The sequence below is a fragment of the Asaccharospora irregularis DSM 2635 genome, from assembly GCF_900129815.1.
Lineage (GTDB): Bacteria > Bacillota > Clostridia > Peptostreptococcales > Peptostreptococcaceae > Asaccharospora > Asaccharospora irregularis.
Map to the genome: position 1 here is coordinate 62,110 of NZ_FQWX01000010.1, position 13,237 is coordinate 75,346.

Annotated in this window: 13 protein-coding genes and 1 pseudogene; 13 read left to right on the forward strand and 1 reads right to left on the reverse strand. The window is 31.6% G+C overall.

The features are described 5' to 3' along the window. Positions 1-271: 271 nt before the first annotated feature. From sstT to BUB34_RS06150, 13 genes are all read left to right on the forward strand, one after another. A complete protein-coding gene (gene sstT, locus BUB34_RS06090; protein ID WP_073125391.1) occupies positions 272-1,564 on the forward strand; it encodes a serine/threonine transporter SstT in 1,293 nt (430 codons plus the stop codon). A 204-nt stretch (positions 1,565-1,768) separates the two neighbouring features. Further along, positions 1,769-2,230, forward strand: a complete 462-nt coding sequence (gene rimP / locus BUB34_RS06095; protein ID WP_073125395.1) for a ribosome maturation factor RimP — start codon at positions 1,769-1,771, stop codon at positions 2,228-2,230. A 25-nt stretch (positions 2,231-2,255) separates the two neighbouring features. Beyond that, positions 2,256-3,302 (forward strand): transcription termination factor NusA, encoded by a 1,047-nt coding sequence (gene nusA / locus BUB34_RS06100; RefSeq protein ID WP_073125398.1) that lies wholly within the window; start codon positions 2,256-2,258, stop codon positions 3,300-3,302. Between the two features lie 11 nt (positions 3,303-3,313). Next, the gene (gene rnpM, locus BUB34_RS06105; RefSeq protein WP_073125401.1) at positions 3,314-3,589 is read left to right on the forward strand and encodes an RNase P modulator RnpM; all 276 of its coding nucleotides are present in this window, start codon (positions 3,314-3,316) and stop codon (positions 3,587-3,589) included. After that, positions 3,579-3,899, forward strand: coding sequence for a L7Ae/L30e/S12e/Gadd45 family ribosomal protein (locus tag BUB34_RS06110; protein WP_073125404.1), 321 nt, complete (start codon positions 3,579-3,581; stop codon positions 3,897-3,899). Before rnpM ends, BUB34_RS06110 begins: the two co-directional genes overlap by 11 nt. Before the next feature lie 14 nt (positions 3,900-3,913). Further along, complete coding sequence (infB, locus tag BUB34_RS06115) at positions 3,914-5,851, forward strand: translation initiation factor IF-2 (protein WP_073125407.1); 1,938 nt, start codon at positions 3,914-3,916, stop codon at positions 5,849-5,851. Between the two features lie 27 nt (positions 5,852-5,878). Beyond that, entirely contained in the window at positions 5,879-6,256 is a 378-nt protein-coding gene (gene rbfA / locus BUB34_RS06120; protein WP_073125410.1) for a 30S ribosome-binding factor RbfA, read from the forward strand. Beyond that, entirely contained in the window at positions 6,246-7,220 is a 975-nt protein-coding gene (locus BUB34_RS06125; RefSeq protein WP_084120238.1) for a DHH family phosphoesterase, read from the forward strand. Before rbfA ends, BUB34_RS06125 begins: the two co-directional genes overlap by 11 nt. A gap of 11 nt (positions 7,221-7,231) precedes the next feature. Further along, the gene (gene truB / locus BUB34_RS06130) at positions 7,232-8,137 is read left to right on the forward strand and encodes a tRNA pseudouridine(55) synthase TruB (RefSeq protein ID WP_073125416.1); all 906 of its coding nucleotides are present in this window, start codon (positions 7,232-7,234) and stop codon (positions 8,135-8,137) included. Positions 8,138-8,163: 26 nt separating this feature from the next. Beyond that, positions 8,164-9,108, forward strand: a complete 945-nt coding sequence (locus BUB34_RS06135) for a bifunctional riboflavin kinase/FAD synthetase (protein WP_073125419.1) — start codon at positions 8,164-8,166, stop codon at positions 9,106-9,108. Between the two features lie 86 nt (positions 9,109-9,194). Further along, entirely contained in the window at positions 9,195-9,452 is a 258-nt protein-coding gene (rpsO, locus tag BUB34_RS06140; RefSeq protein WP_073125422.1) for a 30S ribosomal protein S15, read from the forward strand. A 182-nt stretch (positions 9,453-9,634) separates the two neighbouring features. Next, positions 9,635-10,474 carry a DegV family protein gene (locus BUB34_RS06145; RefSeq protein WP_073125424.1) on the forward strand — a complete coding sequence of 280 codons (840 nt, stop codon included), beginning with the start codon at positions 9,635-9,637 and terminating at the stop codon, positions 10,472-10,474. A 169-nt stretch (positions 10,475-10,643) separates the two neighbouring features. Further along, complete coding sequence (locus BUB34_RS06150; protein WP_073125427.1) at positions 10,644-12,740, forward strand: polyribonucleotide nucleotidyltransferase; 2,097 nt, start codon at positions 10,644-10,646, stop codon at positions 12,738-12,740. 268 nt (positions 12,741-13,008) lie between these two features. Here BUB34_RS06150 and BUB34_RS13395 read toward each other — a convergent pair. Further along, positions 13,009-13,237: pseudogene (locus BUB34_RS13395) on the reverse strand (hypothetical protein); the annotation flags it as partial.

Below are 13,237 nucleotides of genomic sequence, written 5' to 3' on the forward strand. Positions count from 1 at the left end.
CCCTAATTCCTTTGTAACTTTGCAAATTTCAACTTTGATATAAGAAAACCATATCTAATTTAGGAATAATTCTAAAGTCTCTAAAGTTAATTAAAAACAAACCAGGAATAAAAACAATTAATTATAAAAAAAAATTAAAATAAAAAATAACTTTAGGTATGTTAAATTCAAAGTTTAGCTTAGATGGCAGATTAGAATCAGACTTTTAAAATCTAAAAATAATATTTTGAATTATATAATGAACGAAAATATTTATAAAGGGAGGAATAAGATGAAAGATTTAGTGAAAAAATGGAATAATATAAGCCTAGTAAAACGAATCATAATGGGCTTAGTCGTAGGAATTACCTTAGCATTAACAGCACCTGATGCAGCAAAGCCAATAGCTATTTTTGGATCATTATTTGTAGGAGCTTTAAAATCAGTTGCACCTATATTGGTATTTTTCTTAGTAATGACAGCGATTTCTCAGCATAAAAGTGGGGCTAAGACTACTATGAAATCTATAGTATTTCTGTATCTCCTAGGAACTTTTTTATCAGGTCTTGTTGCTGTTGTGACAAGTTTTATGTTCCCAGTAGAATTGACTCTTGGAGCAGGAGTTCAAGATGTTGCACCTCCTGGAGGTGTGGTGGAAGTCTTAAAGACGCTATTATTAAATATTGTTGATAATCCAGTAAATGCACTTGTAAATGCTAATTATATAGGTATACTTGCATGGGCACTAATTCTTGGGATCGCATTAAAGAGTGCTAGTGAATCTACAAAAACGGCTATAAGTAATATATCAGATGCACTATCACAGGTTGTTAAATGGGTAATAAATCTTGCACCGTTTGGTATTATGGGGCTTGTATTTGATACTATTTCTACACAGGGGATAGAGACTTTATTTGGTTACGGTAGGCTGATAATTATATTAGTTGGGTGTATGGCATTTATAGCTCTTGTTGTAAATCCTCTTATCGCATTTATAGGTATTCGAAAAAATCCATATCCTCTTGTACTAAAATGTTTAAAAGACAGTGGACTTACAGCATTTTTCACACGTAGTTCAGCTGCCAATATACCTGTAAACATGAGTTTATGTGAAGAATTGAATTTAAATAAGGATACTTATTCAGTTTCAATTCCTTTAGGAGCGACTATTAATATGGGTGGTGCTGCAGTTACAATTTCAATATTAACACTTGCAGCGGTTAATACGCTTGGAATTAAAGTAGATCTAGGGATGGCATTGATACTAAGTTTATTATCAGCTGTAAGTGCATGTGGGGCTTCTGGAGTAGCTGGAGGTTCATTATTATTAGTTCCTCTTGCATGTAGTTTATTTGGAATTCCAAATGACGTTGCTATGCAGGTTGTAGGTGTAGGATTTATTGTTGGGGTTATTCAAGACTCTTGTGAGACTGCCCTTAACTCATCAACAGATGTTCTTTTTACAGCTATAGCAGAATTTACAAAGTTGCGTAAAGAAGGAAAAAAATTCGAAATAATACCTAAAAAGGGAAAAGAAATGAGTATAAAAGAAGTAAGTATAAGTGATGCGGATATAAATAATTAGAAAAAATTGAGCGAGATAAACAATATATCACTATTAAAGTGTGTGGTATAAAATAGATACTAATGTTCAAAAAATTTGCAACTAAAACTAATATATGGTATCATAGTATATAAAATAGTATATTTTGCGAAAACTAAGAGTGAGACTAAGGTACTCACTCTTTTGTTTTAATGCTAAACTGACAACTGAATAGGAGGTAATAAAATGAAAAAGAGTATAGAAACAACAGTAGAAGAAATAGTAGAAAAGATAACTGAACCTCTTGGATTTGAGATAGTGGATGTAGAATACGTTAAGGAAGCTGGAGAGTATTATTTAAGAGTATATTTAGATAAAGAAGGCGGAATATCTCTAGATGATTGTGAGCAAGTAAGCAGAAAGTTAAGCGAACAATTAGATAAACAAGATCCTATAAGTGAAAATTATTTCTTAGAAGTATCTTCACCAGGACTTGATAGACCATTGAAAAAGGAAAAAGATTTCATAAGATATCAAGGAAGAGATGTTGAGATTAAATTATACAAAGCAGTAGATGGAGTTAAGCAATTTGAGGGTGAATTAGTAGGTCTTACAGAGGATAAAAATATAAAAATAATAATAGATGGAAATGAAGTTGAGTTTAACAAAAAGGAAGTAGCTCTTGTTAGACTTGCGATAAAATTTTAACAAGAGAACAAGGAGGAATAATAAAGTGAATCATGAATTTATGCAAGCTTTAGATGAATTAGAAAAAGATAGAGGAATAGATAAAGATATATTAATAGATACTATAGAACAAGCCCTTTTAACTGCCTACAAGAAAAACTTTGGTTCAGCTCAAAATGTTAGGGTGGAATTTGATAGAGAAAAAGGAGATATAAGGGTATTTTCTCAAAGAGTAGTAGTGGATGAAACTGATTTATATGATACTTTTTTAGAGATAGAATTGGCAGATGCTAGAGAAATTAGTCCTAATTATGAATTAGGAGATATAATAGAAAATGAAGTTACACCTAAGGATTTTGGAAGAATAGCAGCTCAAACTGCAAAACAAGTGGTTGTTCAAAGAATCAGAGAAGCTGAAAGAGAAATAGTATATAATGAATTTATAGAAAAAGAAAATGAAATAGTTACAGGAGAAGTAGCTAGAGTAAACAAAAATATAGTTCATGTAAACCTTGGAAGAATAGAAGCTGTTATGACACAAAGCGAACAAATACCAGGAGAAAATTACAAAGCAGGACAAAAAATAAAGGTTTACATATTAGAGGTGAAGAAAACTAATAAGGGACCTCAAATAGTAGTGTCTAGAAGTCACCCAGGACTAGTTAAGAGATTATTTGAATTTGAAGTACCAGAAATATTTGAAGGTATAGTTCAGATAAAATCAGTAGCTAGAGAAGCTGGTTCAAGAACTAAGATGGCTGTAAAATCTATAGATGACAAGATTGATCCAATAGGAGCTTGTGTAGGACCTAAAGGTTCAAGAGTTAAAAATATAGTTGATGAACTTGGTGATGAAAAGATAGATATAATAAAACATAGCGATGACCCATCAGAGTTTATATCTGCAGCACTAAGCCCATCAAAAGTAGTTAAAGTAGAAGTTGACGAAGAAGAAAAGTCTGCTTTAGTTATAGTGCCTGATTATCAATTGTCACTTGCCATAGGTAAAGAAGGTCAAAATGCTAGACTTGCTGCAAAACTTACAAATTGGAAGATAGACATAAAAAGTGAATCACAAGCAATAGAAGAATAGGAGGGATATCTTTGAATAAAGTAAAGAAAGTGCCTCAGAGAAAATGTATCGCTTGCCAGGATAGAGATTCAAAAAAAGAATTGATAAGAATAGTTAAAAATAAAGATGGAGAGATATTTTTAGACCCAACAGGTAGAGCTAATGGGAGAGGTGCGTATATATGCAAAAGTTTAGAATGCCTAAAAAAGGCTATAAATAATAAAGCATTAAATAGAGCCTTTAAGATGGAAGTACCTACAGAGGTTTATGAAAAGTTACTTATGGAGTTGGAAGAATATGACAAATAATGAAGAAAAAATATACTCATTTTTAGGGCTTGCAACTCGCGCAGGTAAGATAGTTTCAGGTGATGATTCTACACTGCTTGAACTAAAAAAGGGAAAGGTCAAATTAGTTATAGTAGCAGAGGATGCTTCTGATAATACAAAAAAACTTTTTAGAGATAAGTCATCTTTTAGAGATATTCCGTATATAATTTTTTCAACAAAATTAAAATTAGGAATGTCAATAGGAAAAGCTCCAAGGGCTGTCTTAGGTATAAAAGACGAAAATTTCTCAAAGAGGATAACAGAACTAATAGAAACATCAAAAAAATAATAGGGGGTGATCTTGTGTCAAAAACAAGAGTATACCAAATAGCTAAGGAATTAGATATGTCAAATGAAGACTTAATATCAAAACTAGAAGAATTAGAGATAAATGTAAAAGATGAAAATTCTGAAATTACTTCAGAGGAAAAAGAGTTATTAATGGAATTATTAATAGAAGAAAAATCCGATAATGGATCAACTATAGAAATAGATAGTCAATTAACTGTTCAAGAATTGGCAAATAAATTAGATAAAAATTCGTCTGAAATAATAATGAAGCTTATGAAAATGGGTACAATGGCAACAATAAACCAAGAAATAAGTTTTGAAATAGCATCTTTAGTAGCTAGTGAATATGGATTTGAACTAGTAATAGCTGAGGGTGATAATAGCGAAGAATTAGAAATAGAAACACTAATGGAAATAGAAGAAGATAAAGAAGAAGATTTAAAGCAAAGACCACCGGTAGTTACAGTTATGGGACACGTTGACCATGGGAAGACATCTTTATTAGATGCAATAAGAAAGACAGATGTAACTTCTGGCGAAGCAGGAGGAATAACTCAGCATATAGGTGCTTCTGAAGTAAATATAAATGGTCAAAAAATAGTATTCTTAGATACTCCAGGGCATGAGGCTTTTACATCAATGAGAGCTAGAGGAGCTCAAGTTACTGATATAGCTATATTAGTAGTAGCAGCAGATGATGGTATAATGCCACAAACTGTAGAGGCTATAAACCACTCTAAAGCAGCTGGAGTACCTCTAATAGTAGCTATAAATAAGATAGATAAACCAAGTGCAAACCCAGATAAGGTTAAGCAGGAATTGGCAGATCAAGGTTTATTAGTTGAAGATTGGGGCGGAGAAGTTATAGCTGTTCCTGTATCAGCTAAGAAAAAAGAAGGAATAGATACACTACTTGAAATGGTACTATTAGTTGCTGAAATGGAAGAACTAAGAGCTAACCCTGATAAGAGAGCAGTAGGAACTGTAATAGAGGCAGAACTTGATAAAGGAAGAGGACCAGTTGCTACAGTTTTAGTTCAAGGTGGTACTTTAAGAGTTGGAGATCCTATAGTAGCAGGACTTGCTTTTGGTAAGGTAAGAGCAATGATAAACTCTAAAGGAAAAAGAGTTAAGGTGGCAGGACCATCTACAGCTGTAGAAATATTAGGCTTATCAGAAGTTCCACAAGGTGGAGATCAATTTGTTTCTGTGCCTAATGACAAAATTGCTAGAAATGTAGCTGAAAAGAGACAACAAATAGCAAGAGATGAAATGCTAAAATCAAACCAAAGAATGTCTTTAGATGACTTCTTCAGCCAGATGAATGAAGGAGAGGTTAAGGAACTTAACCTAGTTATAAAGGGTGATGTTCAAGGTTCAGTTCAAGCAGTTAAGCAATCTTTAGAAAAATTATCAAATGAAGAAGTTGCAGTTAGAGTAATACACTGTGGAGTTGGAGCTGTTACTGAATCTGATGTTATGCTTGCTGCAGCATCAAACGCTATAATAATAGGATTCAATGTTAGACCGGTTCCAGGTGCAGAATCTCTTTCTAAAAAAGAAGAGGTCGATGTAAGAACATACACTATAATATACAAGGCTATAGAAGATGTACAAGCAGCTATGACTGGTATGTTAGACCCTGAATATGTAGATGAAGATACTGGAAAAGCTGAAATAAGAGAAGTTTACAAAATATCTGGAGTTGGAACAGTAGCTGGATGCTATGTAACTAATGGTAAGGTATTTAGAAACTCTAAAGTAAGAATAGTTAGAGATAGCATAATAATACATGAAGGTGAACTTGCCGCTCTTAAGAGATTCAAAGATGATGTTAAAGAAGTTAACACAGGATACGAATGTGGTATGAGTTTTGTAAATTACAACGACATAAAAGAAGGCGATGTAGTTGAATGCTATATAACTAAAGAAGTAAAAAGAAAATTATAAAAATTAGTATATAAAGAGGTCGATATTATGGCATCATACAATAGAACAAGAAGAATATCAGAAGAAGTAAGAAAAGTAGTAAGCACAATGCTTATAAGTGGAATAAAAGATCCAAGAATAAACTCTATGGTAAGTGTAACTGATGTAGAAGTGACAAATGACCTAAGATACGCATATGTTTATGTTAGTATTTTAGGAGGAGACACAGAGTCAACACTTACAGGACTTAAAAGTGCTGGAGGTTTTATAAGAAGAGAAGTAGGTAAAAACATAAAACTTAGATACATCCCAGAAATAATATTTAAAATAGACGACTCTATAGAAAAGGGAATGTATATGTCTGATTTGATAAGAAAAGTTAATGAAGGTAATTCAGAAAATAAGGACAAAGACAATGAAGAATAGTATCGAGAGTATTATAAATCATATAAGTGAGAGTAACTATTTTATAGTTACTTCTCATGTTAGTCCTGATGGAGATAATGTAGGTTCAACTACTTCAATGTATTATTTCCTAAAAGGATTAGGTAAAGAAGTTTATTATGTTCTTGATGATACTATACCTCTAAATCTTAAATTCTTATTAGAAGACCTTGACATTCTAAGATCAGATGAAGTTAATCTAGAAAATTACACGCTTATATCCCTTGACTGTGGAGACAAAGGAAGGATATGTGTAAGTGATAAAATAAAGGAGAATTGTAGCAAGTTAATCTGTATAGATCACCATGCAAGCAATGACTCTTACGGAGATTTAAATTATATAGATATAAAAGCATCTTCTACTTGCGAGTTGGTATATAATTTACTTACTCAATTTAATAAAAAACATAGTGTGAGTTGTATAGATTCTAAAATAGCAACTTGTCTGTATACTGGTCTTGTAACAGACACAGGTAATTTCTCATACTCAAACACTCACGCGAGTAGTTTTGAAATGGCCAAAGAGCTATTAGTATTAGGTGCTCAAAAGGACGATATAATACAGAGAATCTTCCAGAGCAATACATTTAATTACTATAAATTGCTTGGAGATGCACTCAATACTTTAGAGATAAAAGATAATAAAGTAGCTATTATATGTATAACAAAAGAGATGCTTAAAAATAATTATATAAGTTTTAATGATGTAGATGGAATAACTTCGTACACAAGAGATATACAGGGTGTGGAAGTTGGAATATTAATCAAAGAAAAAAATGAAAATGAAGTAAAGGTTAGTTTAAGATCTAAAAACTATGTTGATGTTAGCCAAATCGCCAAGGAATTTGGCGGAGGTGGTCATATTAGAGCTGCTGGATGTACTGTTTATGATAGTGTTGAAAACACTAAAAAAAGAGTTCTAGAGGCTGTTTCAAAATCAATTTAAGGATGATTATCATGGATAAAATTGTTAATATACTAAAGCCTACAGGAATGACATCACATGATGTTGTAAGTAGAGTTAGAAAGATTTTAAATATAAAAAAGGTTGGACATACAGGTACCCTTGACCCAGATGCGTCAGGGGTATTACCTATATGCATAGGTAAGGCTACAAAGGTAAGTGAGCTTATACTTAACAAAGACAAGTCATATATTTGCGAGTTGACGTTAGGTATAACCACAGATACTTACGATTCATCAGGTGAAATAGTAGAAAAAGTAGAATCTTTTAATGTGAGCGAAGAAGATATAAAAAAAGCTTTTGAAACTCAATTAGGAGAAATAGATCAATTGCCACCCATATACTCGGCATTAAAAGTAAACGGCAAGAGAATGTGTGATTTAGTTAGAAGTGGTAGAGAAGATGAAATAGTTTTAAAAACAAGAAAAGTTAATATAAAACAAATAGATATATTAAGTATAAAAGAAAATAAAGTAATGTTTTATGTAAAATGTTCCAAAGGAACCTATGTAAGAAGTATATGTTATGATATAGGTAAGCACCTAGGATGTGGTGGTCATATGTCGTTTTTAAATAGGACTTCTTCAGGAAAATTTAACTTACAAAATTCAATAACACTAGAAGAATTAGAAGAGTATAATAAAAATAACACTTTAGAAAAAGTGCTTTATGACATAGACTATGTGCTGGATAAGTTTAATTACTTAGTAATAAACCCAAATGCAACTAAGTACTATGTAAATGGAGGAATCATCGATAGTAGGAGATTTTTGGAGACTACTTTTAAACCTGAGGATGAACTTGTAAGAGTTTATAGTGAAAAAAACTTTTTAGGTATAGGAAAATTATCAAAACATAATGGCTATTTAAGTGTAAAAAGTGATAAACTATTTATATAAATTTAAAGCCTAGTGGGGAAATTATTATGGATATTATAAAATCTATAGATGAAATAAACAATACTGATAGAAGTGTTCTAACGATAGGAAAATTCGACGGGGTACATAAAGGACATCAAGTTCTTATAAAAAAAACAGTTGAATATGCTAAGGAAAATAATATGAAAAGTGTGGTTTTTACATTTAAAAATCATCCAGCGAATTATTTTCATCCTAATCATATAAAGGATATTCTTACAAATGAAGAAAAAATAAATATGTTTAGTGATCTAGGTATAGATATGGTTGTTATAGTGCCCTTTGACGAAAAAATGACTAAAATTTCTGCCAATGATTTTGTTAAGTCTATACTAATGGATAGATTAAATGCAGAAAAAATAATAATAGGACATGATTTTAGCTTTGCAAGAAATAAAGAAGGAAATCCTGAAGTATTAAAAACACTGTCTAAAAAATATAACTTCGAAGTCGAAGTTGTTGAACCTATAAAGATAAATGATATAAGGGTGAGTAGCAGTTATATAAGAAAATTAATTTTAGATGGAGATTTATATAAGGTTAGAACTTATTTAGGTTATAACTACAAAATATTAGGTAAAGTTATATACTCTAAACAATTAGGTAGAAAATTGGGATTTCCAACAGCAAACTTAGAAGTAAAACCGGATATACTAATTCCTAAAAAAGGTATCTATGCAACAAAGGTATATATAGATGATGAGGTATATTTTGGAGCGACTAATATAGGTTATAATCCTACTGTAAAGGGGACTAAATTATCTATAGAGACGCATATATTACAATTTAATAGAGACATATATGGCAAGTATATACAACTTGAATTCTTAGAAAGATTGAGGGATGAGAAAAAATTCTCATCTATAGAAGAACTTAAAAATCAATTAGAGTTTGATACGAACTATATATATAAAAACTATGTTTGCAAAAACGATTCATATGTGATAAAATAATTAAGAAAAATAACCATCACTCGGCACTAGAATACTCCAATCAGTGCTTAGTGAAAGGCGATTTAATAAAATGGAGGTAACATAAGATGATAAACAAATTAGAAATAATAAAAGAATTCGGAAGAGCAGAAGGAGATACAGGTTCTCCAGAAGTACAAATAGCTTTATTAACAGCTAGAATAAATGAGTTAAACGAACACTTAAAAACTCATAAAAAAGACCACCACTCAAGAAGAGGTTTATTAAAAATGGTTGGTAGAAGAAGAAACTTATTAGCTTACTTAAAAGAAAAAGACTTAGAAGGATATAGAGCACTAATAGCTAAGTTAGGATTAAGAAAATAATTCTAGTTCTTATACAAAAAAACAGGTATACTAATACCTGTTTTTTTGTATATAATTCTAAAATAAAATTCAAAATATAATTGTTATACAAACGTAGCAAAGAGTTAGCTTAAATAAGTGGATTCTAAAAAAAGGAATTATATAAAAAAATGCAGAACATTATTATATAGGAGGCGATTTGGGTGAGCATAAAGTTAATATGTGATAGTTTATGTGATATTCCAGAGGAAATAGGGGATAAAGAATACGTTGAAATAGTACCGCTTACTGTTATCTTTGGCGATAAGGAATATAGGGACAATATAGATATAACCAATGATGAATACTATCAGATGCTAAGAGAAAGTAAAACTCTACCTAAAACCTCTCAAGTGACATATATACAGTTTAAAGAGGTTTTTGATAAGTACGTAGCAGAAGGGCATGATATTATTTGTATAACTGGAGCGTCAAAATCTTCAGGTACTTTCCAGAGTGCAACTCTTGCTAAAAATGATACTGATGGAAATATATATGTGTTTGATACTATGAACTTATCATTAGGTAGTGGTCAGTATGTTATAAAGGCCTCTGAACTGATAGAACAAAACTTAAAAGCAAAAGATGTTATACAAGGATTAGAAGATATAAGGGATAGTGTAAAGTTACTTTTTGTACCAAGTACATTGGAATACCTTAAAAAAAGTGGGAGAGTACCTGTAGCCAAGGCTATAATAGGTAATATGTTAAGTATAAAACCGATATTCTTTTTTGATGATGCAGAGGCAAAATTAATAGAAAAAGTTAGAGGGACAAAACATTTAGCAAGTAAGTTGGTTGATATTATTTTAGAAATGAATGACAATAATCTCGAAGATAAAATAATTACGATCGGATATGGTGATAATTATAGTGACTTTGAGAAGTTAAAAGAGGAGGTAAATAACAGGATAAAAGCGAGAAGAATATTATTTACTAGAGGTGGTTCTTGTATATGTTCGCATACGGGACCAGATATATTAGCTATAAGTTGTTCATATTAATAGTGAGTAAATTATTAATAAAATGATAATAATATATAATAAGGTAGGCGTAGACTTATAACTTAGTTTTATGTTGTTAAATTATAGTATTTTTGATAAGATAGTACATAGAATGGCAAAAGTGATAAAAATGAACGTGTTTTTAGTATAAGAGGAGGTACAAGCATTAATGTTTGAACATAAAATTTTTAAGATGGAATTGGCAGGGAGAGAGTTTTCTGTCGAGATAGGTAAGATAGCTGAATTAGCTAGCGGTAGTGCTATATTAAGATACGGTGAAACTATGGTCATGGTTAATGTATCAAAATCAGCCAAACCACGAGATGGAATAGACTTTTTCCCTTTAAGTGTTGATTACGAAGAAAAACTATATTCAGTTGGTAAGATACCAGGTGGATTTTTAAAAAGAGAAGGAAAGCCTTCTGAAAAAGCTATCCTTACTTCAAGACTTATAGATAGACCTATAAGACCTTTATTCCCAAAAGGGTTTAGAAATGATGTACAAGTTGTGGCTACAGTTTTATCGGTAGACCAAGATTGTACTCCTGATATAGTGGCTATGATAGGGTCTTCTGTAGCGCTTTCTATATCTGAAATACCATTCAATGGACCTACTGGATCTGTTTTAGTTGGATTAGTTGATGGTGCTTTAGTTGCAAATCCAACTGCACAGCAGAGAGAAAAGAGTTCTATGCACCTTGTAGTATCAGGAACTAAAGATGCTATAATGATGGTTGAGGCTGGAGCGGAAGAAATACCAGAAGCATTAATGCTAGAGGCTATATTATTTGCTCATGAAGAAATAAAAAAAATAGTAGCATTTATAGAAGAAATAGTAGCTGAAGTTGGAAAAGAAAAAATGGATGTAGATTTACATCAAGTAAATGCTGAAGTGGAAAAATCTGTACGTGAATTTGCTACTGCAGATATGAAAGAAGCTGTAAAAACAGTAGAAAAGCTTGAAAGAATGGAAAATATGGAAGCTGTTAAAGCAGCAACTCTTGAACATTTTGAAGATATAGTTGAAGAGTACGGTTCAGATATAGAAGAAGTTCTTCAAGATATAATAAAAGAAGAAGTTAGAAAACTTATAGTACATGAAAAAGTAAGACCAGATAATAGAAAACTAGATGAAATAAGACCTATATCATGCGATAATGGATTTATTCCTAGAGCGCATGGATCAGGATTGTTTACTAGAGGTCAAACTCAAGTTATGACGATAACTACTCTTGGAGCACTTGGAGACGTTCAGATATTAGATGGGCTTGATGATGAAGAAAATAAGAGATACATGCATCACTACAACTTCCCAGCTTATAGTGTAGGTGAAGCTAGACCATCTAGAGGCCCAGGAAGAAGAGAGATAGGACATGGAGCTTTAGCTGAAAGAGCACTAGTTCCAGTACTACCTTCAAAAGAAGAGTTCCCGTATGCTATAAGATTAGTTTCAGAGGTACTAAGCTCAAATGGATCAACTTCTCAAGGTAGTGTTTGTGGATCGACATTATCGTTACTAGATGCAGGTGTTCCGCTTAAAGACATGGTTGCAGGTATAGCGATGGGTCTTATAAAGCATGATGGTAAAGTTGCAGTACTTTCAGATATACAAGGTATGGAAGACCATTTAGGAGATATGGACTTTAAAGTGGCAGGAACTGAGAAAGGTATAACTGCAATACAAATGGATATAAAAATAGCTGGAATAGACGAAGAAGTTTTAAGAGGAGCATTAAGTCAGGCTAGAGTTGGAAGAATACACATACTAAATGAAATGAGAAAAACAATAGACAAGCCAAATGAAGAGCTTTCTAAGTATGCTCCAAAGATAGTGACAATGAACATTAATCCAGACAAAATAAGAGATGTTATAGGACCTGGTGGAAAAGTTATTACTAAGATAATAGATGAAACTGGAGTTAAGATAGATATAGAACAAACAGGAGAAGTATTTATATCTGGAGTAGATCCTGATATGATAAACCTTGCTCAAAAATTAATAAATGATATAGTTGCAGAAGCTGAAGTAGGACAAACTTACAAAGGTAAAGTTACTAGAATAATGAACTTTGGAGCGTTTGTTGAAATACTTCCTGGAAAAGAAGGATTACTTCATATATCTCATATAGCTCATGAAAGAGTTGCAAAAGTAGAAGATGTATTAAATATCGGAGATGAAGTAGAAGTTAAAGTTACTGAGATAGATGAAAAAGGCAGAGTGAATCTTTCTAGAAAGGTTCTTTTACCTAAGGTAGAAAAGAAATAAAAAATAATAGTATTATTACAAGGGATGAGGCATTAAAGTGCCTTGTCTTTTTAGTATGCAAAAAATTATAAACTCAACCTATAGGCATAAATGTAGACTAGTTTTAATATTATTAACTAGGAGATATTTTGTACATATATAGACCAGCTAGTTAAAGTCAACAGTTTTTAAAAATATTTTATAATTATGTTTTTTCGTATAGCAAATAAACCATCAAATATACACGAATTTTTGATGGCTTATATGGAAAAATAGTTCATATTAGCCGTTAGGCTATATTAGGTAGACTTTTGTTTTCTAGATACATCTTACAGTGCAATTTAGGGTTACGTACTTCATATGGTTTTTGGTTGCGTAGCACAGAAAAAATATAGTTCATTAGCTTATGCATAATGGCAACTAGTCCAACTTTTTTGCTTTTACCATTCATATTATTTTTATAATAATTAAGCAAAACAGGGTTTATTGCCTCAGAATTACGCTTAGTTCTAATTGAA